This is a genomic window from Pseudomonas sp. TE9122 (assembly GCF_056278925.1).
On sequence record NZ_JBWBQI010000001.1, the window covers coordinates 1211116 to 1234986 of the forward strand.

The window sequence follows — 23871 nt, forward strand, 5'->3', positions numbered from 1 at the left end:
TAGCGAAACGTCGCACCGCCCCGTTCGGCTGCGCAGCAGTCGTCGCTTTTGAGGGTGTGACGGTTTCCACAGAGAAACCGCATTCTCCGATGGGGGGCCGCTTCGCAGCCCAACGGGGATAAATCCCCTCGCCACAAGTTTATGCACCCACTTTTATGGTGGGTTAAATCAACGTCTCGATGCGCAGCGAATTGGTCGACCCCGGCTGCCCGAACGGCACGCCGGCGGTGATCAGCAGCGTATCGCCACGCTCGGCCATGCCTTGCGCCTGAGCAATCTCCAGCGCGGTCGAGCAGACTTCGTCGACCTGACGCAGGCGATCGTTGACCACCGAATGAATGCCCCACGCTACGCTCAAGCGCCGCGCCGTTTGCAGGTTCGGCGTCAGATTGAGGATCGGCGCTTTCGGCCGTTCCCGGGATGCGCGCAGCGTCGAGGCGCCGGACTCGCTGTAATTGACCAGCACCGCCACCGGCAGCACGTTGCTGATCCGGCGGATCGCACAGCTGATCGCATCGGAAACCGTCGCCTCGGCTTTCGGTCGGCTGACGTCAAGCTGGGTCTGATAATCCGGGCCGTTCTCAACTTGACGGATGATCTTGCTCATCATCTGCACGGCTTCCAGCGGGTATTCGCCGGACGCGGTCTCCGCCGAGAGCATCACCGCATCGGCGCCTTCGGCCACGGCGTTGGCGACGTCAGTCACCTCGGCACGGGTTGGGGCAGGGGAGAAGCGCATTGACTCGAGCATCTGCGTCGCCACCACCACCGGTTTGCCCAGCGCGCGGCAGGTGGTGATGATGTTTTTCTGAATCTGCGGCACGCTCTCCGCCGGCACTTCCACACCAAGATCGCCGCGCGCGACCATGATCGCGTCGCTCAACTCAGCAATCTCACGCAATTGCTCGACCGCCGAAGGCTTCTCGATTTTCGCCATCAGAAACGCCTTGTCGCCGATCAATGCGCGGGCTTCGACAATGTCCTGCGGGCGCTGTACGAACGACAGCGCGACCCAGTCCACACCCAATTCCAGGCCGAAGCTCAAATCGCGGCGATCCTTGGCGGTCAGCGGGCTGAGGTCGAGCACCGCTTGCGGCACATTCACGCCTTTGCGATCGGACAGTTCGCCGCCGTTGAGCACGCTGGTGTCGATCGCATCGGCGTACTTGGTGACCACGCGCAGGCGCAGCTTGCCGTCGTCGAGCAGCAGGTCCATGCCCGCTTCCAGCGCGGCAATGATTTCCGGATGCGGCAGGTTGACCCGGCGCTCATCGCCCGCTGTCGTATCGAGATCGAGGCGGAACGCCTGACCGCGATGCAACTGCACCTTGCCGTCAGCGAACTTGCCGACGCGCAGTTTCGGCCCCTGCAGATCCATCAGAATGCCCAGCGGGTAGTTGAGCTGGCGCTCGACTTCGCGGATCCACTGATAGCGCTTGGCGTGGTCGGCGTGATCGCCGTGGCTGAAGTTCAGGCGGAAGATGTTGACCCCGGCTTCGACCAGCTCGCGGATGTCGTCGATACCGTCGACCGCAGGGCCGAGGGTGGCGAGGATTTTGACCTTTTTATCAGGCGTCATGATTTGCAGTTCTCAAGGATCAGAATGGCGCGGAAGTCGTTGACGTTAGTGCGGGTCGGCTCGGTGACGATCAGCGCATCGAGCGCCTGGAAGTAGCCGTAGCCGTTGTTGTTATCCAGCTCGTCGCTGGCGCTCAGACCGAGGGCGGCGGCGCGGGCGTAGCTGTCCGGGGTCATGATCGCGCCGGCGTTGTCTTCCGAGCCGTCGATGCCATCGGTGTCGCCGGCCAGCGCGTAGACGCCGGGCTGGCCCTTGAGGCTGTCGGTCAGGCTGAGGAGGAATTCGGCATTGCGTCCGCCACGGCCATTGCCGCGCACGGTCACCGTGGTTTCACCGCCGGAGAGAATCACGCACGGCGCTGCCAAGGGCTGGCCGTGGTGGATGATCTGCCGGGCGATGCCGGCGTGGACTTTCGCCACTTCGCGGGATTCGCCTTCGAGGTCGCCGAGAATCAAGGTGCTGAAACCGGCCTGACGGCACTTCACCGCCGCCGCGTCCAGCGACTGCTGCGGGCGGGCGATCAACTGGAAATGACTGCGCGCCAGACTCGGATCGCCGGGTTTGACGGTTTCCGATTCAGGGCTTTGCAGCCAGGTGCGCACGGAGGCGGGAATCTCGATGCCATAGCGTTTGATGATCGCCAGTGCTTCGGCTGAGGTGCTCGGGTCGGCCACAGTCGGGCCGGACGCAATGACCGTGGCGAGGTCGCCCGGCACATCGGAAATCGCGTAGGTGTAAACCGTCGCCGGCCAGCAGGCCTTGCCGAGGCGGCCGCCCTTGATCGCCGAGAGGTGCTTGCGCACGCAGTTCATCTCGCCGATGGTCGCACCGGATTTGAGCAGGGCTTTGTTGATCGACTGCTTGTCAGCGAGGGTAATGCCGTCGGCGGGCAAGGCGAGCAGGGCAGAGCCGCCGCCGGAAAGCAGAAAGATCACGCGGTCGTCTTCAGTCAGGTTGCTGACCAGCTCCAGCACACGTTTGGCCACGGCCAGACCCGCCGCATCCGGCACCGGGTGTGCGGCTTCGACCACTTCGATTTTTTCGCACGGAGCGCCGTGGCCGTAGCGGGTCACCACCAGGCCGGTGACTTCACCCTCCCAGCAGCGCTCGACCACTTGCGCCATGGCGGCAGCGGCTTTGCCGGCGCCGATGACGATCACCCGGCCGGTACGATCGGCGGGCAAATGGGCTTCGAGGACTTGGTTCGGATGGGCCGCGTCGATGGCTGTAGCAAACAGCTCGCGCAGCAGTTGTTGCGGATCGACCGACATGGCGGGCTCCCGGAATTCTTGTTATTCGAAAGGGCAACTCGGAACCCTTGTGGGAGCGAGCCTGCTCGCGAACGCGGCATGTCAGCCAACATGGATGTTGGATGTGAAGCCGCTTTCGCGAGCAGGCTCGCTCCCACAGGGTTTTGTGCAGGGTTTATTTTTTGTCGCGAATCGAGAAATTGGCCATGTGCTCCAGGCCCTTGATCAGCGCCGAGTGGTCCCAGTTGCTGCCGCCGATGGCCGCGCAGGTGCTGAATACCTGCTGGGCATTGGCGGTGTTCGGCAGATTGATGTTCAGCTCCTTGGCGCCTTGCAGGGCCAGGTTCAGGTCCTTCTGGTGCAGGCTGATGCGGAAGCCCGGGTCGAAGGTGCCTTTGATCATGCGCTCGCCGTGCACTTCGAGGATCTTCGAAGAAGCGAAACCGCCCATCAGCGCTTCACGCACCTTGGCCGGATCGGCACCGTTTTTCGAGGCGAACAGCAGGGCTTCGGCTACGGCCTGGATGTTCAGCGCGACGATGATCTGGTTCGCCACTTTGGCGGTCTGGCCGTCGCCATTGCCACCAACCAGAGTGATGTTCTTGCCCATGGCCTGGAACAGCGGCAGGGCGCGTTCGAAGGCATCGGGGTCGCCACCGACCATGATGCTCAGGGTCGCGGCCTTGGCGCCGACTTCACCGCCGGACACTGGCGCGTCGAGGTACTGCGCGCCTTTTTCGTTGATCTTCGCCGCGAAGGCTTTGGTGGCGGTCGGCGAAATCGAGCTCATGTCGATGACTACTTTGCCTTTACCGATACCGGCGGCAACACCGTCGGCGCGGAACAGCACGTCATCGACCTGCGGGGTATCCGGAACCATGACGATGATGAATTCGGCTTCCTGCGCCACTTCGCGCGGGTTGGCCAGGGCGACGGCGCCAGCGGCGACCAGATCGGCCGGGGCCGCGTCGTGGTGTTGCGACAGGAACAGGCTGTGACCGGCTTTCTGCAGGTTCGCCGCCATTGGGTGGCCCATGATGCCGGTGCCGATGAATCCGATTTTAGCCATGAGAAAATCCTCTTGTTTTTGTCGTGCTCAAGCAAATAGGGGAGCTGCTTTTCATGTGGGAGCGAGCCTGCTCGCGAATGCGGTGGAACATTCAATATCCGTGTTGACTGAACCACCGCATTCGCGAGCAGGCTCGCTCCCACAGGGGATTTGCTGTGTTTCTTAGATTGCGTTGTGTGATTTCAACCAACCCAGGCCCGCTTCGGTGGTGGTCAGCGGTTTGTATTCGCAACCAACCCAACCCTGATAACCGATGCGATCAAGGTGTTCGAACAGGAAGCGGTAGTTGATCTCACCAGTACCCGGCTCGTTGCGCCCCGGGTTGTCCGCGAGCTGAACGTGGTTGATCTCGCCCAGGTGCGATTGCAGGGTGCGGGCCAGATCGCCTTCCATGATTTGCATGTGATAGATGTCGTATTGCAGGAACAGATTGGCGCTGCCGACCTGCTCGCGAATCGACAGGGCCTGCGCCGTGTTGTTCAGGTAGAAACCGGGAATGTCGCGGGTGTTGATCGCTTCCATTACCAGTTTGATGCCCGCCGCTTGCAGCTTGTCGGCGGCGTATTTGAGGTTGGCGACAAAGGTCTTTTCCACAGTGGCATCGTCAACGCCTTGCGGGCGGATACCGGCCAGGCAGTTGACCTGAGTGTTGCCCAGCACTTGTGCGTAGGCGATCGCCAGATCGACCCCGGCGCGGAATTCTTCGACCCGATCCGGCAGGCAGGCGATGCCACGCTCGCCCTTGGCCCAGTCACCGGCCGGCAGGTTGAACAGCACTTGGGTCAGCCCGTTGGCCTCGAGTTTTGCCTTGATTTCAGCCGAGCTGAAGTCGTACGGGAACAGGTATTCCACGCCACTGAAACCGGCCTTGGCGGCGGCGTCGAAACGGGCAAGGAAATCCTGTTCGGTGAACAGCATGGACAGGTTGGCTGCGAAACGCGGCATGGTGGTCTCCTAAAAACTGATGAGGCACGGTAGGTCAGACTGAGCGCGGTCAAGTCCCCTCTCCTGGGGGAGAGGGTTAGGGTGAGGGGGAATCCTGAGTCTGATCCCGATTGTGCGAACACCGCAAAACCTTTCCCTCACCCCAGCCCTCTCCCAGAGAGAGAGGGGGCTAAAAGCAATCAATCGAGCAACGAAATCGCCGTCGGCGCATCGTTGCCGACCAGTGCCAGGTCCTCGAACTCGTTGACCGCGTTGATCTCGGTACCCATGGAGATGTTGGTCACACGCTCCAGAATGATCTCGACGATCACCGGCACCTTGAACTCTTCGATCATCTGTTCGGCCTTGCGCAGGGCAGGGGCGATTTCCGACGGTTCGAACACACGCAGCGCCTTGCAGCCGAGGCCTTCGGCGACTGCGATGTGGTCAACCCCGTAACCGTTGAGTTCCGGCGCATTCAGGTTATCGAAGGACAGCTGCACGCAGTAGTCCATTTCGAACCCGCGCTGGGCCTGACGGATCAGGCCCAGGTACGAGTTGTTCACCACGACGTGGATGTACGGCAGTTTGAACTGAGCGCCGACCGCCAGTTCTTCGATCATGAACTGGAAATCATAGTCCCCCGACAGGGCCACGACTTTGCGGCTCGGATCGGCCTTCACCACGCCCAGCGCCGCCGGAATGGTCCAGCCCAACGGGCCGGCCTGGCCACAGTTGATCCAGTGACGCGGCTTGTAGACGTGCAGGAACTGCGCGCCGGCAATCTGCGACAGACCAATGGTGCTGACGTAGCAGGTGTCCTTGCCGAACACCTGGTTCATTTCTTCGTAGACGCGCTGCGGCTTGACCGGCACGTTGTCGAAGTGGGTCTTGCGATGCAGGCTGGCCTTGCGCTGCTGGCAATCCTGCAGCCAGGCACTGCGGTTTTTCAGCTTGCCGGCGGCTTGCCATTCACGGGCCACTTCGATGAACACGGTCAGCGCGGCAGCGGCGTCGGAAACGATGCCCAGATCCGGGGTGAACACGCGGCCGATCTGCGTGCCCTCGATGTCGACGTGAATGAACTTGCGGCCTTCGGTGTAGACATCCACCGAACCGGTGTGACGGTTGGCCCAACGGTTACCAATGCCCAGCACCACGTCGGATTTGAGCATGGTGGCGTTGCCGTAACGGTGCGACGTCTGCAGACCGACCATGCCGACCATCAGCGGGTGATCGTCAGGGATGGTGCCCCAGCCCATCAGGGTCGGGATGACCGGAATGCCGGTCAGCTCGGCGAACTCGACCAGCAGGTCGCTGGCGTCGGCATTGATGATGCCGCCACCGGCGACCAGCAATGGACGCTCGGCCTGATCCAGCAGCGCCAGAGCCTTCTCGACCTGCACGCGGGTTGCGGTCGGTTTGGCCAATGGCAGCGGTTGGTAAGCGTCGATGTCGAATTCGATCTCGGCCATCTGCACGTCGAACGGCAGATCGATCAGCACCGGGCCTGGACGCCCGGAGCGCATTTCATAGAAGGCTTTCTGAAACGCATAAGGCACCTGGCCCGGTTCGAGAACGGTGGTCGCCCACTTGGTCACTGGCTTGACGATGCTGGTGATGTCGACAGCCTGGAAGTCTTCCTTGTGCATCCGGGCGCGGGGTGCCTGGCCGGTAATGCAGAGGATTGGAATCGAGTCAGCCGAGGCGCTGTAGAGCCCGGTGACCATATCGGTGCCGGCCGGGCCGGACGTGCCGATGCACACGCCGATATTGCCGGCCTTGGTGCGGGTGTAGCCCTCGGCCATGTGCGAGGCGCCTTCAACGTGGCGAGCAAGGACGTGATCGATGCCACCGACTTTCTGCAAGGCGGAGTACAGCGGGTTGATCGCTGCGCCCGGGATGCCAAAAGCGGTATCAACCCCTTCACGGCGCATCACCAGAACGGCGGCTTCGATTGCTCTCATTTTGCTCATGGTTTTGTGCCTCTTTACGTTTTGTAATTGTATACAAGTGGCTTTGCGCAGAGTGTATTCACGGCGGACGGCGCAGGTCAATCCATTTTCTCAAGCGCCTGTTTCATTCGTCGGAAGCCCGAAGTGCTGTGGCTTTTCGTCGCATGTGGCGCTTTTCGAGAATTATTGTATACAAAAAAATAACTCATTGTGTTCTATTTGTGGCATCGGCCTGCGGCACAAACGCGCAGTCCCACGACTTTCCCTATAACAAAATGAGGACGGCACCATGAGCGCTTTAACCTTGAAAGTCGCAGTCAACCTGGTCAGCGAAGCCATCAACGCAGGACGCGGCATCAACGCCGCACCGCTGACCATCGCGGTACTCGATAACGGCGGCCACCTGATCGCCCTGCAACGCGAAGACGGCGCCAGCCTGCTGCGCCCGAACATCGCCATCGGCAAAGCCTGGGGCGCCATCGCCCTGGGTAAAGGCTCCCGCCTGCTCGCCCAGGACGCGCAGCAGCGCCCGGCGTTTTTTTCTTCATTGAACAACATGGGGCAGGGCAGCGTAGTGCCGGCACCGGGTGGGGTGTTGATTCGAAATCAGGCGGGTGAAGTGCTGGGCGCGATCGGGATCAGTGGGGATTTGTCGGATGTGGATGAGCAGGTGGCGATCAGAGCGGTGGAAGCGCTGGATTTGAGGGCGGATGGCGGGGTGGTTGGTTGAATGTCAGTGTCTGAATGACCGCTTTCGCCAGCAGGCTCGCTCCCCCATTCGATCAGGGTTGGACACAAAATGTCTGAACACCTGAAGCCCACTGTGGGAGCGAGCCTGCTCGCGAATACGATCTGCGCTACACATCTTGCTAAAAGTCTGACGCTCTCTTCGCCATCTCCACGGCTAGCCTTCTCATGATCAACATATGAGAAGGCAACGGAATGCCGGGTTTATCTGCTTCACATCGCTTGCGCATCGGACGCTATTCAGAACACAACCGCATTTACCTTCTGACCGCCAATACCGCCGGGAGAGAACCTGTATTCAGCGATTTCTTCCTCGGCAGATTGCTTGTAAGCCAATTCAGGGCAGCTGAGGAAACGGGATTGGCCAATTCTCTGGCTTGGGTCGTAATGCCAGATCATTTTCACTGGCTGATTGAATTGAAGAGTGGCTCGCTCGGCGAATTGATGCAGCGAACTAAATCCCTCAGCACCAAAGCGGTAAAGCTTTCGACCGGTAGAAAGTCCAGCCTTTGGCAACCTGGCTTCCATGACCGGGCACTGCGTAAAGAGGAGAATCTGGTGAAGATGGCTCGGTATGTCATTGCCAACCCATTGCGGGCAGGGCTGGTCAAAAGCCTTGGCGACTATCCGTTGTGGGATTCGATCTGGTTATGAGTTGAGGTCTGCGGTGCAGCTATTCGCGAGCAGGCTCGCTCCCACAGTGGATCTGGGTTGGACACAAAATGTCTGGACACCACAACCCCTGTGGGAGCGAGCCTGCTCGCGAAGCGGTTCCCCCGATCTCACCGATCCGGCTCACACCCCTTCAACACCAACCGGATAATCGTCTGCGCCGCCGCTTCATAATCGGCTTCATCAAGCTTGTCTTTCCCGGTCACCGCGGAAATCTGCCAGTCGAAGTCGGCGTAGGTCTGGGTCGCGGCCCAGATGCTGAACATCAGGTGGTTGGGGTCGATCGGGGCGATCTGGCCGCGGTCGATCCAGCTCTGGATGCAGGCGATGTTGTGTTTGGCCTGGGCGTTGAGCTGCTCGACAAGATCAGCGCTCAGGTGTGGGGCGCCGTGCATGATTTCGCTGGCGAACACCTTGGAGGCGTAGGGCAGGTCGCGGGAGATGCGGATCTTCGAGCGGATGTAGCCGCTCAGCACTTCGCTCGGCACGCCGTCCGGGTTGAACGGGGTCGAGGCCTGCAGAATCGGCTCGATGATGCTTTCCAGCACCTCGCGATAGAGGTTTTCCTTGGATTTGAAGTAGTAGTAGACGTTGGGCTTGGGCAATCCCGCCTTGGCGGCGATGTCGCTGGTTTTGGTCGCCGCGAAGCCCTTGTCGGCAAACTCTTCGCTGGCGGCGCGCAGGATCAGTTCTTTGTTACGCTCGCGGATTGTGCTCATAAACCCGGTGGTTCCTTGCCTGTTCTGGCGGTGGCGCATGGTAGCACCGGCCTTGAGCGGCGCTCAACAATGCAGCCTGTGGCCGGCGGTCGCGTTATGCTTGGCAACATTCATACACAGAAGGAAACAGGATTCATGGCAGGAAGCAGTTTGCTGGTGCTGATCGATGACATCGCCACCGTTCTGGATGACGTTGCGTTGATGACCAAGATGGCCGCGAAGAAGACCGCCGGAGTGCTCGGTGATGATCTGGCGCTCAATGCCCAGCAGGTATCGGGCGTGCGCGCCGAGCGGGAAATTCCCGTGGTCTGGGCGGTGGCCAAGGGCTCGTTCGTCAACAAACTGATCCTCGTGCCGTCGGCGCTGGCAATCAGCGCCTTTGTGCCTTGGCTGGTGACGCCGCTGTTGATGGTCGGCGGCGCGTACCTGTGTTTCGAGGGTTTTGAAAAACTCGCGCACAAGTTTCTGCACAGCAAAGAGGAAGACGAGGCAGAGCACACGCAGTTGACCGAAGCAGTGGCCGATCCGGCGACCGATCTGGTGGCGTACGAAAAGGACAAGATCAAAGGCGCGATCCGCACTGACTTCATTCTCTCGGCAGAAATCATTGCGATCACCCTCGGCACCGTGGCAGATGCCTCGCTGACCCAGCAAGTGGTCGTCATGTCCGGCATAGCCATTGTCATGACCGTGGGCGTTTACGGTTTGGTGGCGGGCATCGTCAAGCTCGACGACCTGGGGCTGTGGCTGACGCAGAAGCCCGGGCAGATGGCGAAAAAGATCGGCGGCGGCATTCTCAGCGCCGCGCCGTACATGATGAAAACCCTGTCGGTGGTTGGCACGGCAGCGATGTTCCTGGTCGGCGGCGGCATCCTGACCCATGGCGTGCCGGTGCTGCATCACTGGATCGAAGGTGTCGGCGCAGCGGCGGGCAGTGCCGGGTTTGCCGTACCGATGCTGCTCAATGGTGTTGCGGGGATTATTGCCGGTGCTGTGGTGTTGGCGGTGGTTTCGGTCGTAGGCAAGCTCTGGAAAGCGCTGAAGGGTTAGTCAGCAACACATAACAAATGTGGGAGCGAGCCTGCTTGCGAATGCGATAGTTCAGTCAATATCGATGTTGACTGAAACTCCGCGTTCGCGAGCAGGCTCGCTCCCACAGTGTTTTGCGCCAGCCGATTTACTCGGCGATCTGCAACTTGCGCGCTTCGGTGTAGACGTACCGCACTTTCTCGTACTCGAACGGCGAGTTCATCTGGCCGTAGCGGAAGCTGGTCTGGTAGCGCTTGTCGATCGCACGCAAGGCCCAGACTTCCGGGTGGTTGGAGCTGACTTCGGCGACGTTGAGGAAGTTGATCGCGGTGTCGGCGGTGTAATCCACGGCCAGACCTGCGGTGTCGCGGATGTTCGACGGGCCGAAGATCGGCAGTACGAAGTAGGCGCCGCCCGGTACGCCGTAGAAGCCCAGAGTCTGCCCGAAGTCCTCGTTCTGGCGCGGCAGGCCCATGGCGGTTGCCGGATCCCACAGACCGGCGATGCCGATCGTGGTGTTGAGCAGCAGGCGCGCAGTGGTTTCCATCGAGCGCTGGCCCTTGAACTGCAGCAGGCTGTTGACCAGGTTCGGCACGTCGCCAATGTTGTTGAAGAAGTTGCTCACCCCGGTACGCACGAAGCTTGGGGTGATGTAGCGATAGCCATCGACCACTGGCAAGAACACCCACTGGTCGAAGCGGTAGTTGAAGTGATAGACCCGGCGATTCCACGATTCCAGCGGGTCATAGACGTTCAGCGCATTGAGCGTGGAGCGTTCGAATTCGCGCTGATCCAGGCCCGGGTTGAACTTGAGTTTGGTCAGCGGCTGCTTGAAGCCGTCGCTGTCGACCACCACCGGTGCATCGGCTTTACTGTTGTCGGCCTGGGCCACGCCTGCACAGAGGAACGCTGCAATCAGCAGGAGATATTTAGCCACGGAAGAACTCCAGCATGGCGTCGCTGTTGACGCGATAGTTAAGGTTGCCGCAGTGGCCGCCCAGTGGATAAACGGTCAGGCGATCACCGAAGGTTTTACGCAGGAAGCCCAGGTCGCCAGGGCCGAGGATGACGTCGTCGGCGTTGTGCATGACGGCGATTTTCGGGCTGTCGTGCAGGTAATCCTTGAGCGCATACAGGCTGACCTGATCGATCAGTTGCAGCAGGCTGCCGCCGTCGGTGCGTGCGCGCCACATCGGAATAACCTGTTCGGTGATGTAGCAGTCGAAATCGCATTGAAGCGCACGCTTGAGGAACGGCGTGAGGCTGGTGCCTTCGGTGATCGGGAATTTCGGCGGGGTGATCAGGCCGCGACGGTTGACCAGGTCCGAGGTGTAGGCAATGTCGGCTGCCGAAAAGCGGAACGACGTGCCGATGAGCATGGCCATCTGTTCGTTGGTCAAATGTTGCTTGGATTGTTGAAAGTCATACAGCAGCGCATCGTTGAGATCGATGTAGCCTTTCTGCTGGAAGTAGCGGGTCAGCTTGGTCAGTACCAGTTCGTAGAACGTGGTGCTGTTGTTGATGCCCTTGACCTCGGTTTGTACCAGCTTGTCGAGGTTGGTCACCGAGGTGTATAGGTTGACCGGCGGGTTCAGCAGCAGGACTTTTTTGAAGTTGAAGCTGCGGCGAGTCTCGTCCAGATGCGCGACGAACGCGGCATCAAGGGCGCCGAGGCTGTAACCGGTCAGGTAATACTCGGTGACCGGCAGCTTCGGGTTCTGCGCCCGCACGGCCTGCATCACCCGGTACATGTCTTCGGCATCTTCCTTGGTCACGCCCGGCGTGGCGAAACGCGAGGCGGCGCTGATGAAGTCGAAGCTGGTCGGCGAGGACAACTGCACGACGTGGTAGCCGGCCTTGTAATACAGCTTTTTCAGGTATTCGTTGAGCGTGCTGTCAAAGCGCGCGCCGGTGCCGGCAATCAGGAAGATAAGCGGCGCCGGTTTGTCCTGCGTGGCGATGCGGTAAGTGAGTTTCTTCACTGCCCAGAAATTGTCCGGCAGTTGGAATTCACGCTCCGGGCGCAGGGTGAGGCTGCGGTCCGATTGATTGATGTCGTCGTCCAGCGGCAGCTCCGGACGCAGGTCCGGTGGTGTCGTGGCGATCGTCGCCTCGAACGGGTTGGTCAGCGGGTAGCCATAGCTGGCGGCGTCGATATCCACCGCCAGCGCGGACGCACTCAAGATAAGGCCGCTGAACAGCGCGGCGAAGCGCAAGGAACGGAGCATGACTAGATCCCTTAGAGGAAGGTGCCGATTGAAGTTCGCAGGCTATGACCACCGGCCGTGCGCCAAAGTGCCATGCTGCGGCACCAAACAGGCGGAATTCGGGGTAATAGTAGCTGGACGATACACGTTGCAAGGGCTCGCTGAACAGTTAACAGTTGTTAGTGCTTGCGAATGCCGGTCGGCAGATTAAGCTGGCCGCCGATTTCCGCAGATTGGAGTGCTCCATGTCCCGCCGCTTGCCCGTTATTGTGCTGCTCGTTTTGTTGCCGCTGTGGCTGGCCGGCAGTTATGCCGCGCGCTATGGCTTCATGGAAGACGGGCAGTGGGTGGGCATCTGTGTCGACGAGACCGGCCGTTGGGAATGCGTGGTGCGGTCGAACCTCGGGCTGATGATTCATTTCAAGGTGCTGGGCTGGGCGGCGGTGGGCGCGGCGGTATTGGCGTTTGTATTGCCGGGACGGACAGGGTGGTGGCTGGGGGTGCTGGCGCTGGTGTTCGGCCTGCCGGCGCTGGCGTTGTACAACACCACATTAGCGGTATTTGCGGTGGTGATTGCCGGATTGCGCCTGGTCCGCGAGTCCCGCAGCGCCTGACAGTCAGTCATCGCGGGCAAGCCCGCTCCCACAGGGATTGAGGTGAACACAACATTTGTGTGCAGCAGAAATCCTGTGGGAGCTGGCTTGCCAGCGATGGCGATTTCGAAAGCGCTGAAATCAGGCCTTGCGAACCCGCAGACAGCGCCACAACGCCACCACCATCAATCCACTGACCAGCGCCCAGCCCCACGCCTGCTGATTCAGCATCCCTTCCTGATACAACTGCGGTGCAATCCCCGCGCCAACGATAAAGGTCAGCAGAGCAACCTCCCGACGCGGCACGCTTACCGGGCGGCACAGGTAGACCAGCGCCGGGAGGACGAACGCCATGCTGGCGAAACTGCGATAGCGCGGGTCGAAGACCATTTCCAGCATCATCACCGCCGCGGCAAAACCGGCCACCGCGACCAGCCAGCCGGCGCGACGCTCGAGCAAATCGAAGGCTCGCGCGCGCCAACCGCTGCGTGCGCTCAACGTCAGCGCGGCATGCGCGAGCACCAACAGATTCAACCCGGTCAGCAAGCCGACCCACAGCCATTCACCGGCAAACCGTGTGGTCAATCGAGCCAGATCGCCCCAGGCGCCAATCGAGCACGCTGCGACCGCGCCCAGCAGCGGTAGCAGCAACGCCGAACGAGTGGTGCGCACGCGTCCACCAAGGATCAGCGTGCCGAGGAAAATCAAAGCACCGACTGCCAGCCATTCTTTCCAGTACGGCACATTGCTCACCGGTCCGGCGAGCACGCCTTTGTCCTGCCGATCCGCATCGAACAGCCCCCAGTAGCCGCCGACCGCGCCTTCACTGCCGCGCTTCCACGGTTGATCAAAGGCTTCGATCAGGTTGTAACGCCAGCCTTCCTGCTCGGCCATCGCCACGAATCCACGAATGAATTTCGCCTCGTTGACCCGGCTCGGCACGGCGGTTTCGCGCTGGCGGCCTTCGCTGGGCCAACCGGTTTCGCCGATCATCACGTCCTTGGGCGCGAACTTGTTGCCGAACACCTGACGCACATCCGCCACATGCCGCAGCGCCACGTCGATATTCGACGGATCGTCTTCCCAGTACGGCAGCAAGTGGATGGTCAGAAAATCCACGGCCGGGGCGACTTCCGGGTGCTTGAGCCAGAATTCCCAAACATCGGCGTAAGTCACCGGTTGCTTGACCTGGCTTTTTACCTTGTTGATCAGCCGGGCCAGTTGCGCGCCAGTGACCTCTTTGCGCAGCAGCGCTTCGTTGCCGACGATTACGGCGGTGACCACGTCGGGGTTGGCATTGGCCGATTTGATCAGCAGGTCGACTTCCTGCTCGGTATCGACGGGGTTGCTATTGACCCAGGCGCCGATCATCAACTTCAGACCGTGCTTGCGCGCCAGATCGGGCAGGGCGTCGAGGCCGGTCATCGAGTAGGTGCGGATGCATTCAAAGCGCGTCGCCAGCAGCGCGAGGTCGGCGTCCATGCGCTCGGGGCGCAATTTGAACGGCACGTCGAACGGCGATTGGTCCTTGTCGAACGGCGTATAGGAGGCGCACTGCAATTTGTGTGTCGGCGTTGCAGCGTCCGGCAGGAACACCGGTTGGCCGAGGCCATACCAGAAACCGCCAAGGGCCAGGAGCCCGAGCAGGCAGGCGAACAGATAGGGCAGAAAAGGAAATCGGGACGTTGCGGACATAGTCAGGCCGAGTGGCTGCAAAGCGACGCATGTTACCTGCATTTATGAAAGGGCAGGTGGCTCGCTGGCGTTGTACATGCAAAGTTCGGGCGGATTGTCTGGCGTCAATTAATCTCGCTTGATTAATGGCTTTCTGATGTCGTTTCTCGCTGCCTTGAGGTCGCTGACAGAGCAGGTCGCCGGCCGCTTGAGGTTGATGATCAAACCATCAGTACCCTTTTTGAAAAATCGGCTGATGTTCGGTGTGTGAGGTCCGGCGTGATGGGGGCGCTGTGCACCATAACAATACGTTGACGATGCCCGGCATCCGTCGGGCGCAGCATTTCGGGGAAGTAAACGATGAAGATGCGACGACTTTTAGGCGCAGGTGCCGCTTTGGCGCTTGCGATGAGTTCCACTTTCGCCAACGCTGAAAAACAGACCCTGAACATCGGTTACGTTGACGGCTGGTCCGACAGCGTCGCGACCACCCACGTGGCGGCCGAAGTGATCAAACAGAAGCTCGGTTATGACGTGAAGCTGCAAGCTGTCGCCACCGGGATCATGTGGCAGGGCGTGGCCACCGGCAAACTCGATGCGATGCTCTCGGCCTGGCTGCCCGTGACCCACGGTGACTACTGGACGAAAAACAAGGATCAGGTCGTCGATTACGGCCCGAACTTCAAGGACGCGAAGATCGGCCTGATCGTGCCGGAGTACGTCAAAGCCAAATCGATCGAAGACCTGAAAACCGACGACACCTTCAAAAACCGCATTGTTGGCATCGACGCCGGTTCAGGCGTAATGCTCAAGACCGATCAGGCGATCAAGGATTACGGCCTGGACAAATACAGCCTCAAGGCCAGTTCCGGCGCCGGCATGATTGCCGAGCTGACCCGCGCCGAGAAGAAGAACGAATCCATCGCCGTCACCGGTTGGGTGCCGCACTGGATGTTCGCCAAGTGGAAACTGCGCTTCCTCGACGACCCGAAAGGCGTGTATGGCCAGGCTGAAACCGTGAACAGCATCGGCAGCAAAGGCCTGGACGCCAAGGCGCCGGAAGTGGCCAAATTCCTGAAAAACTTCCAGTGGGCCTCGAAAGACGAAATCGGCGAGGTCATGCTGGCGATTCAGGACGGTGCCAAGCCTGATGCAGCGGCCAAGGACTGGGTGGCCAAACACCCGGAACGTGTAGCTGACTGGACCAAGTAATTTAAACACCGCCACACCCCTGTGGGAGCGAGCCTGCTCGCGAATGCAATCTGTCAGTTGATGCAATATCGACTGATACGACGCCTTCGCGAGCAGGCTCGCTCCCACATTTTTTCCTGTGTACCGGAAAATGGCAAAAACATCATGGCCATCTACTACTAAGGTCGTCTGGAACCTCTCTCGCAGCCGCATACATTAGCTACGTTCCAACAATAATTTGTGCTGCGAGGATAAAAACAATGAACGACAGCATTTACCTCTCGATTCAAAACAGTCCCCGATTCAAGGAGCTGGTTCAGAAACGGGAACGATTCGCCTGGATTCTCTCGGCAATCATGCTTGGGCTCTACTCCGCATTCATCCTGCTGATCGCATACGGGCCGCACGTGCTCGGGGCGAAACTCAGTCCTGAATCCTCGATCACCTGGGGCATCCCGATCGGTGTCGGTCTGATCATTTCAGCCTTCGTCCTGACCGGCATCTACGTGCGCCGCGCCAATGGCGAGTTCGACGACCTGAACAATGCGATTCTCAAGGAGGCTCAGCAATGATCCGGCGTCTACTGGCTTTATTGAGTGTTGCGGCTTTCGCGCCGAGTGTCTGGGCGGCTGACGCATTGACGGGGGAGGTGGCCAAACAGCCGCTGAACATCCCGGCGATCCTGATGTTCGTGGCCTTCGTCGGCGCGACGTTGTACATCACCTACTGGGCTTCGAAGAAAAACAATTCGGCCGCCGACTACTACGCGGCGGGCGGCAAGATCACCGGTTTCCAGAACGGCCTGGCGATCGCTGGCGACTACATGTCGGCGGCGTCCTTCCTGGGGATCTCCGCGCTGGTGTTCACCTCCGGCTACGACGGCCTGATCTACTCGATCGGCTTCCTCGTGGGCTGGCCGATCATTCTGTTCCTGATCGCCGAACGCCTGCGCAACCTGGGTAAATACACCTTTGCCGACGTGGCGTCCTACCGCCTCGGGCAAACCCAGATTCGCACCCTGTCCGCCTGCGGTTCGCTGGTGGTGGTGGCGTTCTACCTGATCGCGCAAATGGTCGGTGCCGGCAAGCTGATCCAGCTGCTGTTCGGCCTCGATTACCACGTTGCGGTGATCCTGGTCGGCGTGCTGATGTGCATGTACGTGCTGTTCGGCGGCATGCTCGCGACCACTTGGGTGCAGATCATCAAGGCAGTGCTGCTGCTGTCCGGTGCCTCGTTCATGGCGCTGATGGTGATGAAGCACGTGGGCTTCGACTTCAACACGCTGTTCTCCGAAGCGATCAAGGTTCACGCCAAGGGCGAAGCGATCATGAGCCCCGGCGGTCTGGTGAAGGATCCGATCTCGGCATTCTCGCTGGGTCTGGCGCTGATGTTCGGCACCGCTGGCCTGCCGCACATTCTGATGCGCTTCTTCACCGTGAGTGACGCAAAAGAAGCGCGCAAGAGCGTGCTGTACGCTACCGGTTTCATTGGCTACTTCTACATCCTGACCTTCATCATCGGCTTCGGCGCGATCCTGCTCGTCAGCACCAACCCGGCCTTTAAAGATGCAGCGGGCGCCTTGCTCGGCGGCAACAACATGGCGGCGGTGCACCTGGCCAACGCGGTGGGCGGCAGCATCTTCCTTGGCTTCATCTCGGCAGTGGCGTTCGCAACCATTCTGGCTGTGGTAGCCGGTCTGACGCTGGCGGGTGCTTCGGCGGTTTCTCACGACCTGTACGCCAGTGTGATCAAGAAGGGCAAGGCCAACGAGAAAGATGAGATTCGCGTGTCGAAGATCACCACTATCGCTCTGGCGGTGCTGGCGATTGGTCTGGGCATTCTGTTCGAAAGCCAGAACATTGCGTTCATGGTCGGCCTGGCGTTCTCCATCGCGGCGAGCTGCAACTTCCCTGTGCTGCTGCTTTCGATGTACTGGAAGAAGCTGACCACTCGTGGCGCGATGATTGGTGGCTGGCTGGGTCTGGTGAGTGCTGTTGGTCTGATGATCCTTGGCCCGACCATCTGGGTGCAGATTCTGCATCACGAGAAGGCGATCTTCCCTTACGAATATCCGGCGCTGTTCTCGATGATGATTGCGTTCATCGGGATCTGGTTCTTCTCGATTACCGACAAGTCGGCGGCTGCGGACAATGAGCGGGCGTTGTTCTTCCCGCAGTTTGTGCGTTCGCAGACCGGGTTGGGGGCGAGTGGGGCGGTTTCGCACTAAGAGATCAGTTGTAAGCTGCAAGCTGCAAGCTTCAAGCTTCAAGAAAACGCCCTGGTTGAGAGATTGGGGCGTTTTTTTTGTGGGCGGTTATCGGTTGGTTTGGTGTGTATATCCGTTGCTGCGGTAACGGCGGCTTAGGGTTTCGCCCTTACGGCGAGTCACCTTTTCCAAACGCCGAAAAGGTAACCCAAAAGGCTTGCTCCTGCGTTCGGCCCTCGCAGGCTCGGGTTCCTTCGCTGCGGGATCGATCCGGGCGCAGCGGCTCCGGTTTGCTTCGCTGCACCTCCTTCCGCTGTGTCTGGCTGCGCCAGACGGTCGCTGCGCTCCCACCCCCGGATCAATCCCTCCACTCAGCCTTCCGACGTCGCCCGTGGATCAAGATCAAAAGCACTCGAGCTAACGCTCATTGTTGAGTGGTTAGAAGCGTCGCACGGCTTGAGATTTTCGGTGGATTCGCCCCTCACCCCAGCCCTCTCCCGAGGGAGAGGGAGCCGATTTGTGTGGTGTTCAAAACCTGCATTCGACTCGGTATCGCAAGTCGGCGTGTTTCGCCCAAACACCTCGGTCAGTCCCCTCTCCCTCTGGGAGAGGGCTAGGGTGAGGGGCTCTTGATCTGGCTTTGGCTTTTGCTTTTGATCTTTTGCCCCTTCGGCAGGCTTCGTTACGGGATCGATCCGGGTGTGGGAGCGCAGCGACCGTACGACGCAGTCGTACACAGCGAGTGTAGGTGCAGCGAAGCCAACCGGAGCCGCTGCGCCCGGATCGGTCCCGTAACGAAGGTACCCCGAGCCCCAGCGAGCGGGCCGTACGCCGGGGCAAAGCCTTTTGGGTTACCTTTTTGGCGTTTGGAAAAGGTGACTCGCTGTAAGAGCGAAACCGCCAGCGGCAGCACCCGCAGCAACGGATATGCCCCCAAAATCCAAGAACCAGTCGGCCCGAAGGCCGCTGAAACCACAAACAAAAACGGCCTCTATATAAGAGGCCGTTCCTGACACACCACTAAACCATCACAAAAAAGAAAAACCCTTATTTGCGATCTTCCAGCTTGGTAATGTCACGCGACTCGTAACCGGTGTACAGCTGGCGCGGACGGCCAATCTTGTACGGGCTCGAAAGCATTTCTTTCCAGTGCGAAATCCAGCCCACAGTACGCGCCAGGGCGAAAATCACCGTGAACATGCTGGTTGGAATGCCGATCGCCTTGAGGATGATCCCCGAGTAGAAGTCGACGTTCGGGTACAGCGAGCGCTCGATGAAGTACGGGTCGGTCAACGCGATCTCTTCCAGGCGCATGGCCAGTTCGAGTTGCGGATCGTTGTTGATGCCCAGTTCCTTCAGCACTTCGTCGCAGGTCTGCTTCATGACAGTCGCGCGAGGGTCGCGGTTCTTGTAGACGCGGTGACCGAAGCCCATCAACTTGAACGGATCGTTCTTGTCCTTGGCTTTGGCGATGAACTTGTCGATGTTCGACACATCGCCAATCTCGTCGAGCATGGTCAGCACGGCTTCGTTCGCACCGCCGTGGGCAGGACCCCACAGTGCGGCGATACCGGCAGCGATGCAGGCGAACGGGTTGGCACCCGAAGAGCCGGCCAGACGCACGGTGGAGGTCGAAGCGTTCTGCTCGTGGTCGGCGTGGAGGATGAAGATCCGGTCCATGGCCTTGGCGAGTACCGGGCTGATCGGTTTGATCTCGCACGGGGTGTTGAACATCATGTGCAGGAAGTTTTCCGCGTAAGTCAGATCGTTGCGCGGGTACATCATGGGTTGGCCCATGGAGTACTTGTAAACCATCGCTGCCAGGGTCGGCATCTTCGCAACCAGACGGATCGCGGAAATTTCGCGATGCTGCGGGTTATTGATGTCCAGGGAGTCGTGGTAGAAGGCCGAGAGGGCGCCGACTACACCGCACATGACGGCCATCGGGTGGGCGTCGCGACGGAAACCGTTGAAGAAGGTTTTCAGCTGCTCGTGAACCATGGTGTGGTTCTTCACGGTGCTGACGAACTGGGCCTTCTGTTCTGCGGTCGGCAATTCGCCGTTGAGCAGCAGGTAGCAGGTTTCCAGGTAGTCCGACTTTTCAGCCAGCTGTTCGATCGGGTAGCCGCGGTGCAACAAAATGCCGTTGTCGCCGTCGATATAGGTAATTTTCGATTCGCACGAAGCGGTCGACATGAAACCCGGGTCGAAAGTGAAGCGGCCCGTGGCCGTCAGGCCCCGAACATCGATTACATCGGGACCAACGGTGCCGGTTAAAATGGGCAGCTCGACGGGGGCTGCGCCCTCGATGATCAACTGCGCTTTTTTGTCAGCCATGTGGCCTCCTATTTATGCTTGAACCATCAGACAGACCCCCCACGCAGGGCCCGCACCACTATAGTGAGATAAATTCGAATGTCAATTTGCCTAAAGTCTTGCTCCAGAAGGCTTTAAGCCGACTTTTTCCTCGAAATTGCCTGCCATTTACGCCTTTTATGCAACTTGTGCAATCCGCTATTGGGGGTAGGTGAACGCGTTGTCATTAGTAGCCTAACTGTCTATACTCGGCCACCGACCGCCAAGGGCTTTTGGGCTTGCTTTCATTGGGGGTCGCATCCCTGGGTGGTGGTTACCTGACCAGTGCACTCCCCAACAACTTTGCCCTGATTGTTAGGGGCTCTTCAGTGTGAAAAAAAAGCCGTGAAAAGCCAACGACCTGTAAACCTAGACCTAAGGACCATCAAACTCCCAGTCACTGCTTACACGTCCATTCTTCACCGTATCTCCGGTGTCATCCTCTTCGTGTGCCTTGCCATCATGCTTTACGCATTGGACAAGTCGCTGAGCTCCGAGGAAGGCTTCGGTCAGGTGAAAGCGTGTCTGACCAGTCCGCTAGCCAAGCTAGTGATTTGGGGCATCCTGTCCGCTCTGCTGTATCACCTGGTAGCCGGTGTGCGCCACTTGATCATGGACATGGGCATCGGTGAGACGCTGGAAGGCGGCAAACTGGGCTCGAAAATCGTTATCGCCGTTTCCGTGGTGGTAATCGTTCTGGCAGGAGTCTGGATATGGTAACTAACGTCACTAACCTGTCGCGTTCGGGCCTCTATGACTGGATGGCACAGCGTGTGTCTGCGGTCGTTCTCGCGGCTTACTTCATCTTTCTGATCGGATACATCGTCGCCAACCCTGGCCTCGAGTATGCCCAGTGGCATGAACTGTTCGCTCACAACGGAATGCGTATTTTCAGCCTGCTGGCCCTTGTTGCTCTGGGCGCTCACGCCTGGGTCGGCATGTGGACCATCGCGACCGACTACCTGACGCCAATGGCGTTCGGCAAGTCCGCAACGGCGATACGTTTCCTTTTCCAGGCAGTATGCGGCGTTGCGATGTTCGCTTACTTCGTCTGGGGTGTGCAGATTCTCTGGGGTATCTGATTCATGGCTAACATTCCAACGATTTCTTTCGACGCCATCATTATTGGTGGTGGCGGTGCCGGCATGCGCGCTGCGCTGCAGCTGGCACAGGGCGGCCACAAGACTGCGGTGATCACCAAGGTTTTCCCGACCCGTTCGCACACCGTGTCCGCACAGGGCGGCATCACGTGCGCCATCGCTTCCGCCGACCCGAACGATGACTGGCGCTGGCACATGTACGATACCGTCAAGGGTTCCGACTACATCGGTGACCAGGACGCTATCGAATACATGTGTCAGGAAGGCCCTGCCGCTGTTTTCGAGCTGGACCACATGGGTCTGCCGTTCTCGCGTACCGAGCAAGGCCGCATCTACCAGCGTCCATTCGGTGGCCAGTCCAAGGATTACGGCAAGGGCGGTCAGGCTGCACGTACCTGCGCTGCATCCGACCGTACCGGTCACGCGCTGCTGCACACCCTTTATCAGGGCAACCTGAAAGCCGGCACTACGTTCCTCAACGAGTACTACGCTGTTGATCTGGTGAAAAACCAGGAAGGCGAATTCGTTGGTGTGATCGCGATCTGCATCGAAACCGGCGAAACCTCCTACATTCGTGCCAAGGCCACGGTTCTGGCCACTGGCGGTGCAGGCCGTATCTACGCGTCCACCACCAACGCCCTGATCAACACCGGTGACGGCGTCGGCATGGCTCTGCGTGCTGGCGTGCCGGTACAAGACATCGAAATGTGGCAGTTCCACCCGACCGGCATCGCCGGCGCCGGTGTACTGGTTACCGAAGGTTGCCGTGGTGAAGGTGGTTACCTGATCAACAAGCACGGCGAGCGTTTCATGGAGCGTTATGCTCCGAACGCGAAGGACCTTGCAGGTCGTGACGTGGTTGCCCGTTCGATGGTCAAGGAAATCATCGCCGGCAACGGTTGCGGTCCGAATGGCGACCACGTAATGCTCAAGCTCGACCACCTGGGCGAGGAAGTGCTGCACAGCCGTCTGCCAGGCATCTGCGAACTGTCGAAGACTTTCGCCCACGTTGACCCGGTCGTTGCTCCGGTTCCGGTTGTGCCGACCTGCCACTACATGATGGGCGGCGTTGCCACCAACATTCATGGCCAGGCGATCACCCAGAACGCCGAAGGTCAGGACCAGATCATCCCTGGCCTGTTCGCGGTAGGCGAAGTGGCTTGCGTATCGGTACACGGTGCGAACCGTCTGGGCGGCAACTCGCTGCTCGACCTGGTGGTCTTCGGTCGCGCTGCCGGCCTGCACCTGGAAAAGGCGTTGACCGATGGCATCGAATACGACGACGCTACCGAGTCCGACATCGAAGCTGCACTGTCGCGTCTGAACGCGCTGAACAACCGTACCGACGGTGAAGACGTTGCCACCCTGCGTCGCGAGCTGCAAAGCTGCATGCAGAACTACTTCGGTGTATTCCGTACCGGCGAATACATGCAGAAGGGCATCGCTCAGCTGGCCGATCTGCGCAAGCGTATCGCCAACGTGAAGATCAACGACAAGTCGCAAGCGTTCAACACTGCACGTATCGAAGCGCTGGAACTGCAGAACCTGCTGGAAGTGGCTGAAGCTACCGCCATCGCGGCCGAAGTACGTAAAGAGTCCCGCGGCGCTCACGCCCGTGAAGACTTCGAAGACCGTGATGACGAAAACTGGCTGTGCCACACCCTGTACTTCCCGGGTGACAAGCGCGTCACCAAGCGTGCCGTGAACTTCTCGCCGAAGACTGTTCCGACTTTCGAACCTAAAGTCCGGACTTATTAAGGGTGACCGCCATGTTGCAAGTCAGTGTTTATCGCTACAACCCTGATCAGGACGCTGCGCCGTTCATGCAGGATTTCCAGGTCGATACCGGTGGTAAAGACCTGATGGTGCTGGACGTGCTGGCCCTGATCAAAGAGCAGGACGAAGGTTTCTCCTATCGTCGCTCCTGCCGTGAAGGCGTCTGCGGCTCCGACGGCATGAACATCAACGGCAAGAACGGTCTGGCCTGCATCACGCCGCTGTCTGCCGTTGTAAAAGGCAACAAGCTGATCGTTCGTCCGCTGCCAGGTTTGCCGGTTATCCGTGACCTGGTCGTCGATATGAGCATCTTCTACAAGCAATACGAGAAGGTGAAGCCTTACCTGCAGAACGACACGCCGGCTCCGGCCATCGAGCGTCTGCAGTCGCCAGAAGAGCGCGAAAAGCTCGACGGTCTGTACGAGTGCATCCTGTGCGCCTGCTGCTCGACCTCTTGCCCGTCCTTCTGGTGGAACCCGGACAAGTTCCTGGGTCCTGCTGCGCTGCTGCAAGCCTACCGCTTCCTGGCAGACAGCCGCGACACCAAGACCAGCGAGCGTCTGGCTTCACTTGACGACCCGTTCAGCGTTTTCCGCTGCCGGGGCATCATGAACTGCGTCAACGTATGTCCGAAAGGCCTGAACCCGACTAAGGCCATCGGTCACATCCGTAACATGCTGCTTTCGAGCGGCGTGTGATTCAGCTGCTGTAACCGTTGCACCGTAGAGGCTGTGGCGCGGGCTTCAACCCGCGTCATGGCTATAACCAGAGCAGTAGCCATAAGCTGCAGCTCTTCTTTTGAAGAAATGAGACAAGCAGGGGCAT

General features: G+C 59.6%; 21 protein-coding genes. 11 read left to right on the forward strand and 10 right to left on the reverse strand.

Annotation, left to right across the window (positions count from 1 at the left end; genetic code table 11):
* Positions 1–163: 163 nt before the first annotated feature.
* The 5 genes from pyk to gcl all read right to left on the reverse strand — a co-directional run bounded on the left by pyk (position 164) and on the right by gcl (position 6798).
* The gene (gene pyk / locus ACZ9BE_RS05375; protein ID WP_076566648.1) at positions 164–1579 is read right to left on the reverse strand and encodes a pyruvate kinase; all 1416 of its coding nucleotides are present in this window, start codon (positions 1577–1579) and stop codon (positions 164–166) included.
* Entirely contained in the window at positions 1576–2850 is a 1275-nt protein-coding gene (locus ACZ9BE_RS05380; RefSeq protein ID WP_476248995.1) for a glycerate kinase type-2 family protein, read from the reverse strand. Before ACZ9BE_RS05380 ends, pyk begins: the two co-directional genes overlap by 4 nt.
* A 154-nt stretch (positions 2851–3004) precedes the next feature.
* Positions 3005–3898 carry a 2-hydroxy-3-oxopropionate reductase gene (locus tag ACZ9BE_RS05385; RefSeq protein WP_476248996.1) on the reverse strand — a complete coding sequence of 298 codons (894 nt, stop codon included), beginning with the start codon at positions 3896–3898 and terminating at the stop codon, positions 3005–3007.
* A 162-nt stretch (positions 3899–4060) separates the two neighbouring features.
* A complete protein-coding gene (gene hyi / locus ACZ9BE_RS05390; RefSeq protein ID WP_095180741.1) occupies positions 4061–4843 on the reverse strand; it encodes a hydroxypyruvate isomerase in 783 nt (260 codons plus the stop codon).
* A gap of 179 nt (positions 4844–5022) precedes the next feature.
* Positions 5023–6798 (reverse strand): glyoxylate carboligase, encoded by a 1776-nt coding sequence (gene gcl, locus ACZ9BE_RS05395; RefSeq protein WP_041479607.1) that lies wholly within the window; start codon positions 6796–6798, stop codon positions 5023–5025.
* Between the two features lie 268 nt (positions 6799–7066).
* On the opposite strand from gcl, the gene ACZ9BE_RS05400 reads away from it, so the two are divergent.
* Complete coding sequence (locus ACZ9BE_RS05400; RefSeq protein ID WP_476248997.1) at positions 7067–7507, forward strand: GlcG/HbpS family heme-binding protein; 441 nt, start codon at positions 7067–7069, stop codon at positions 7505–7507.
* A 212-nt stretch (positions 7508–7719) separates the two neighbouring features.
* Positions 7720–8178 carry an REP-associated tyrosine transposase gene (locus ACZ9BE_RS05405; protein WP_056783876.1) on the forward strand — a complete coding sequence of 153 codons (459 nt, stop codon included), beginning with the start codon at positions 7720–7722 and terminating at the stop codon, positions 8176–8178.
* 128 nt (positions 8179–8306) lie between these two features.
* Here the strand turns inward: ACZ9BE_RS05405 and ACZ9BE_RS05410 are convergent, their stop codons facing one another.
* Complete coding sequence (locus ACZ9BE_RS05410; protein WP_041479604.1) at positions 8307–8915, reverse strand: TetR/AcrR family transcriptional regulator; 609 nt, start codon at positions 8913–8915, stop codon at positions 8307–8309.
* A 135-nt stretch (positions 8916–9050) separates the two neighbouring features.
* Between ACZ9BE_RS05410 and ACZ9BE_RS05415 the strand changes: the two genes are divergently transcribed.
* A complete protein-coding gene (locus ACZ9BE_RS05415; protein WP_024012143.1) occupies positions 9051–9965 on the forward strand; it encodes a DUF808 domain-containing protein in 915 nt (304 codons plus the stop codon).
* Between the two features lie 127 nt (positions 9966–10092).
* Here the strand turns inward: ACZ9BE_RS05415 and ACZ9BE_RS05420 are convergent, their stop codons facing one another.
* Together ACZ9BE_RS05420 and ACZ9BE_RS05425 are read right to left on the reverse strand one after the other, a co-directional pair.
* A complete protein-coding gene (locus ACZ9BE_RS05420; RefSeq protein WP_041479602.1) occupies positions 10093–10881 on the reverse strand; it encodes an MlaA family lipoprotein in 789 nt (262 codons plus the stop codon).
* Positions 10874–12172: a serine/threonine protein kinase gene (locus ACZ9BE_RS05425; protein WP_258707793.1), complete on the reverse strand. Its 1299-nt coding sequence runs from the start codon at positions 12170–12172 to the stop codon at positions 10874–10876. Before ACZ9BE_RS05425 ends, ACZ9BE_RS05420 begins: the two co-directional genes overlap by 8 nt.
* 224 nt (positions 12173–12396) lie before the next feature.
* Here ACZ9BE_RS05425 and ACZ9BE_RS05430 point away from each other — a divergent pair, with 224 nt between their 5' ends.
* Entirely contained in the window at positions 12397–12765 is a 369-nt protein-coding gene (locus ACZ9BE_RS05430; RefSeq protein WP_095180744.1) for a hypothetical protein, read from the forward strand.
* 120 nt (positions 12766–12885) lie between these two features.
* Here ACZ9BE_RS05430 and ACZ9BE_RS05435 read toward each other — a convergent pair whose 3' ends face one another.
* Positions 12886–14481 (reverse strand): glycoside hydrolase family 17 protein, encoded by a 1596-nt coding sequence (locus ACZ9BE_RS05435; protein WP_476248998.1) that lies wholly within the window; start codon positions 14479–14481, stop codon positions 12886–12888.
* Positions 14482–14778: 297 nt separating this feature from the next.
* Here ACZ9BE_RS05435 and ACZ9BE_RS05440 point away from each other — a divergent pair, with 297 nt between their 5' ends.
* From ACZ9BE_RS05440 to ACZ9BE_RS05450, 3 genes are all read left to right on the forward strand, one after another.
* Positions 14779–15630, forward strand: coding sequence for a glycine betaine ABC transporter substrate-binding protein (locus ACZ9BE_RS05440; protein WP_101158684.1), 852 nt, complete (start codon positions 14779–14781; stop codon positions 15628–15630).
* Between the two features lie 239 nt (positions 15631–15869).
* A complete protein-coding gene (locus tag ACZ9BE_RS05445) occupies positions 15870–16181 on the forward strand; it encodes a DUF485 domain-containing protein (RefSeq protein WP_016771016.1) in 312 nt (103 codons plus the stop codon).
* Complete coding sequence (locus tag ACZ9BE_RS05450) at positions 16178–17836, forward strand: cation acetate symporter (protein WP_016771015.1); 1659 nt, start codon at positions 16178–16180, stop codon at positions 17834–17836. Before ACZ9BE_RS05445 ends, ACZ9BE_RS05450 begins: the two co-directional genes overlap by 4 nt.
* Before the next feature lie 1026 nt (positions 17837–18862).
* Here ACZ9BE_RS05450 and gltA read toward each other — a convergent pair.
* A complete protein-coding gene (gltA, locus tag ACZ9BE_RS05455) occupies positions 18863–20152 on the reverse strand; it encodes a citrate synthase (protein ID WP_003222994.1) in 1290 nt (429 codons plus the stop codon).
* Between the two features lie 363 nt (positions 20153–20515).
* Here gltA and sdhC point away from each other — a divergent pair, with 363 nt between their 5' ends.
* The 4 genes from sdhC to ACZ9BE_RS05475 are packed head-to-tail and all read left to right on the forward strand — an operon-like array spanning position 20516 to position 23744.
* Positions 20516–20890 carry a succinate dehydrogenase, cytochrome b556 subunit gene (sdhC, locus tag ACZ9BE_RS05460; RefSeq protein ID WP_016773673.1) on the forward strand — a complete coding sequence of 125 codons (375 nt, stop codon included), beginning with the start codon at positions 20516–20518 and terminating at the stop codon, positions 20888–20890.
* A complete protein-coding gene (sdhD, locus tag ACZ9BE_RS05465) occupies positions 20884–21252 on the forward strand; it encodes a succinate dehydrogenase, hydrophobic membrane anchor protein (protein WP_008049683.1) in 369 nt (122 codons plus the stop codon). The genes sdhC and sdhD overlap by 7 nt, the downstream gene beginning before the upstream one ends.
* A 3-nt stretch (positions 21253–21255) precedes the next feature.
* Positions 21256–23028 carry a succinate dehydrogenase flavoprotein subunit gene (gene sdhA, locus ACZ9BE_RS05470; RefSeq protein ID WP_024012149.1) on the forward strand — a complete coding sequence of 591 codons (1773 nt, stop codon included), beginning with the start codon at positions 21256–21258 and terminating at the stop codon, positions 23026–23028.
* A gap of 11 nt (positions 23029–23039) precedes the next feature.
* Positions 23040–23744, forward strand: a complete 705-nt coding sequence (locus tag ACZ9BE_RS05475) for a succinate dehydrogenase iron-sulfur subunit (protein WP_016773675.1) — start codon at positions 23040–23042, stop codon at positions 23742–23744.
* Positions 23745–23871: the final 127 nt, after the last annotated feature.

Coding starts and splice junctions, on each gene's coding strand:
- sdhA (WP_024012149.1), top strand. CDS start 21,256: ATGGCTAACATTCCAACGATTTCTTTCGACGCCATCATTATTGGTGGT.
- ACZ9BE_RS05440 (WP_101158684.1), top strand. CDS start 14,779: ATGAAGATGCGACGACTTTTAGGCGCAGGTGCCGCTTTGGCGCTTGCG.
- pyk (WP_076566648.1), bottom strand. CDS start 1,579: ATGACGCCTGATAAAAAGGTCAAAATCCTCGCCACCCTCGGCCCTGCG.
- ACZ9BE_RS05415 (WP_024012143.1), top strand. CDS start 9,051: ATGGCAGGAAGCAGTTTGCTGGTGCTGATCGATGACATCGCCACCGTT.
- ACZ9BE_RS05385 (WP_476248996.1), bottom strand. CDS start 3,898: ATGGCTAAAATCGGATTCATCGGCACCGGCATCATGGGCCACCCAATG.
- ACZ9BE_RS05435 (WP_476248998.1), bottom strand. CDS start 14,481: ATGCAGGTAACATGCGTCGCTTTGCAGCCACTCGGCCTGACTATGTCC.
- ACZ9BE_RS05400 (WP_476248997.1), top strand. CDS start 7,067: ATGAGCGCTTTAACCTTGAAAGTCGCAGTCAACCTGGTCAGCGAAGCC.
- ACZ9BE_RS05380 (WP_476248995.1), bottom strand. CDS start 2,850: ATGTCGGTCGATCCGCAACAACTGCTGCGCGAGCTGTTTGCTACAGCC.
- ACZ9BE_RS05410 (WP_041479604.1), bottom strand. CDS start 8,915: ATGAGCACAATCCGCGAGCGTAACAAAGAACTGATCCTGCGCGCCGCC.
- hyi (WP_095180741.1), bottom strand. CDS start 4,843: ATGCCGCGTTTCGCAGCCAACCTGTCCATGCTGTTCACCGAACAGGAT.
- ACZ9BE_RS05405 (WP_056783876.1), top strand. CDS start 7,720: ATGCCGGGTTTATCTGCTTCACATCGCTTGCGCATCGGACGCTATTCA.
- ACZ9BE_RS05450 (WP_016771015.1), top strand. CDS start 16,178: ATGATCCGGCGTCTACTGGCTTTATTGAGTGTTGCGGCTTTCGCGCCG.
- ACZ9BE_RS05475 (WP_016773675.1), top strand. CDS start 23,040: ATGTTGCAAGTCAGTGTTTATCGCTACAACCCTGATCAGGACGCTGCG.
- gltA (WP_003222994.1), bottom strand. CDS start 20,152: ATGGCTGACAAAAAAGCGCAGTTGATCATCGAGGGCGCAGCCCCCGTC.
- ACZ9BE_RS05430 (WP_095180744.1), top strand. CDS start 12,397: ATGTCCCGCCGCTTGCCCGTTATTGTGCTGCTCGTTTTGTTGCCGCTG.
- gcl (WP_041479607.1), bottom strand. CDS start 6,798: ATGAGCAAAATGAGAGCAATCGAAGCCGCCGTTCTGGTGATGCGCCGT.
- ACZ9BE_RS05425 (WP_258707793.1), bottom strand. CDS start 12,172: ATGCTCCGTTCCTTGCGCTTCGCCGCGCTGTTCAGCGGCCTTATCTTG.
- ACZ9BE_RS05445 (WP_016771016.1), top strand. CDS start 15,870: ATGAACGACAGCATTTACCTCTCGATTCAAAACAGTCCCCGATTCAAG.
- sdhD (WP_008049683.1), top strand. CDS start 20,884: ATGGTAACTAACGTCACTAACCTGTCGCGTTCGGGCCTCTATGACTGG.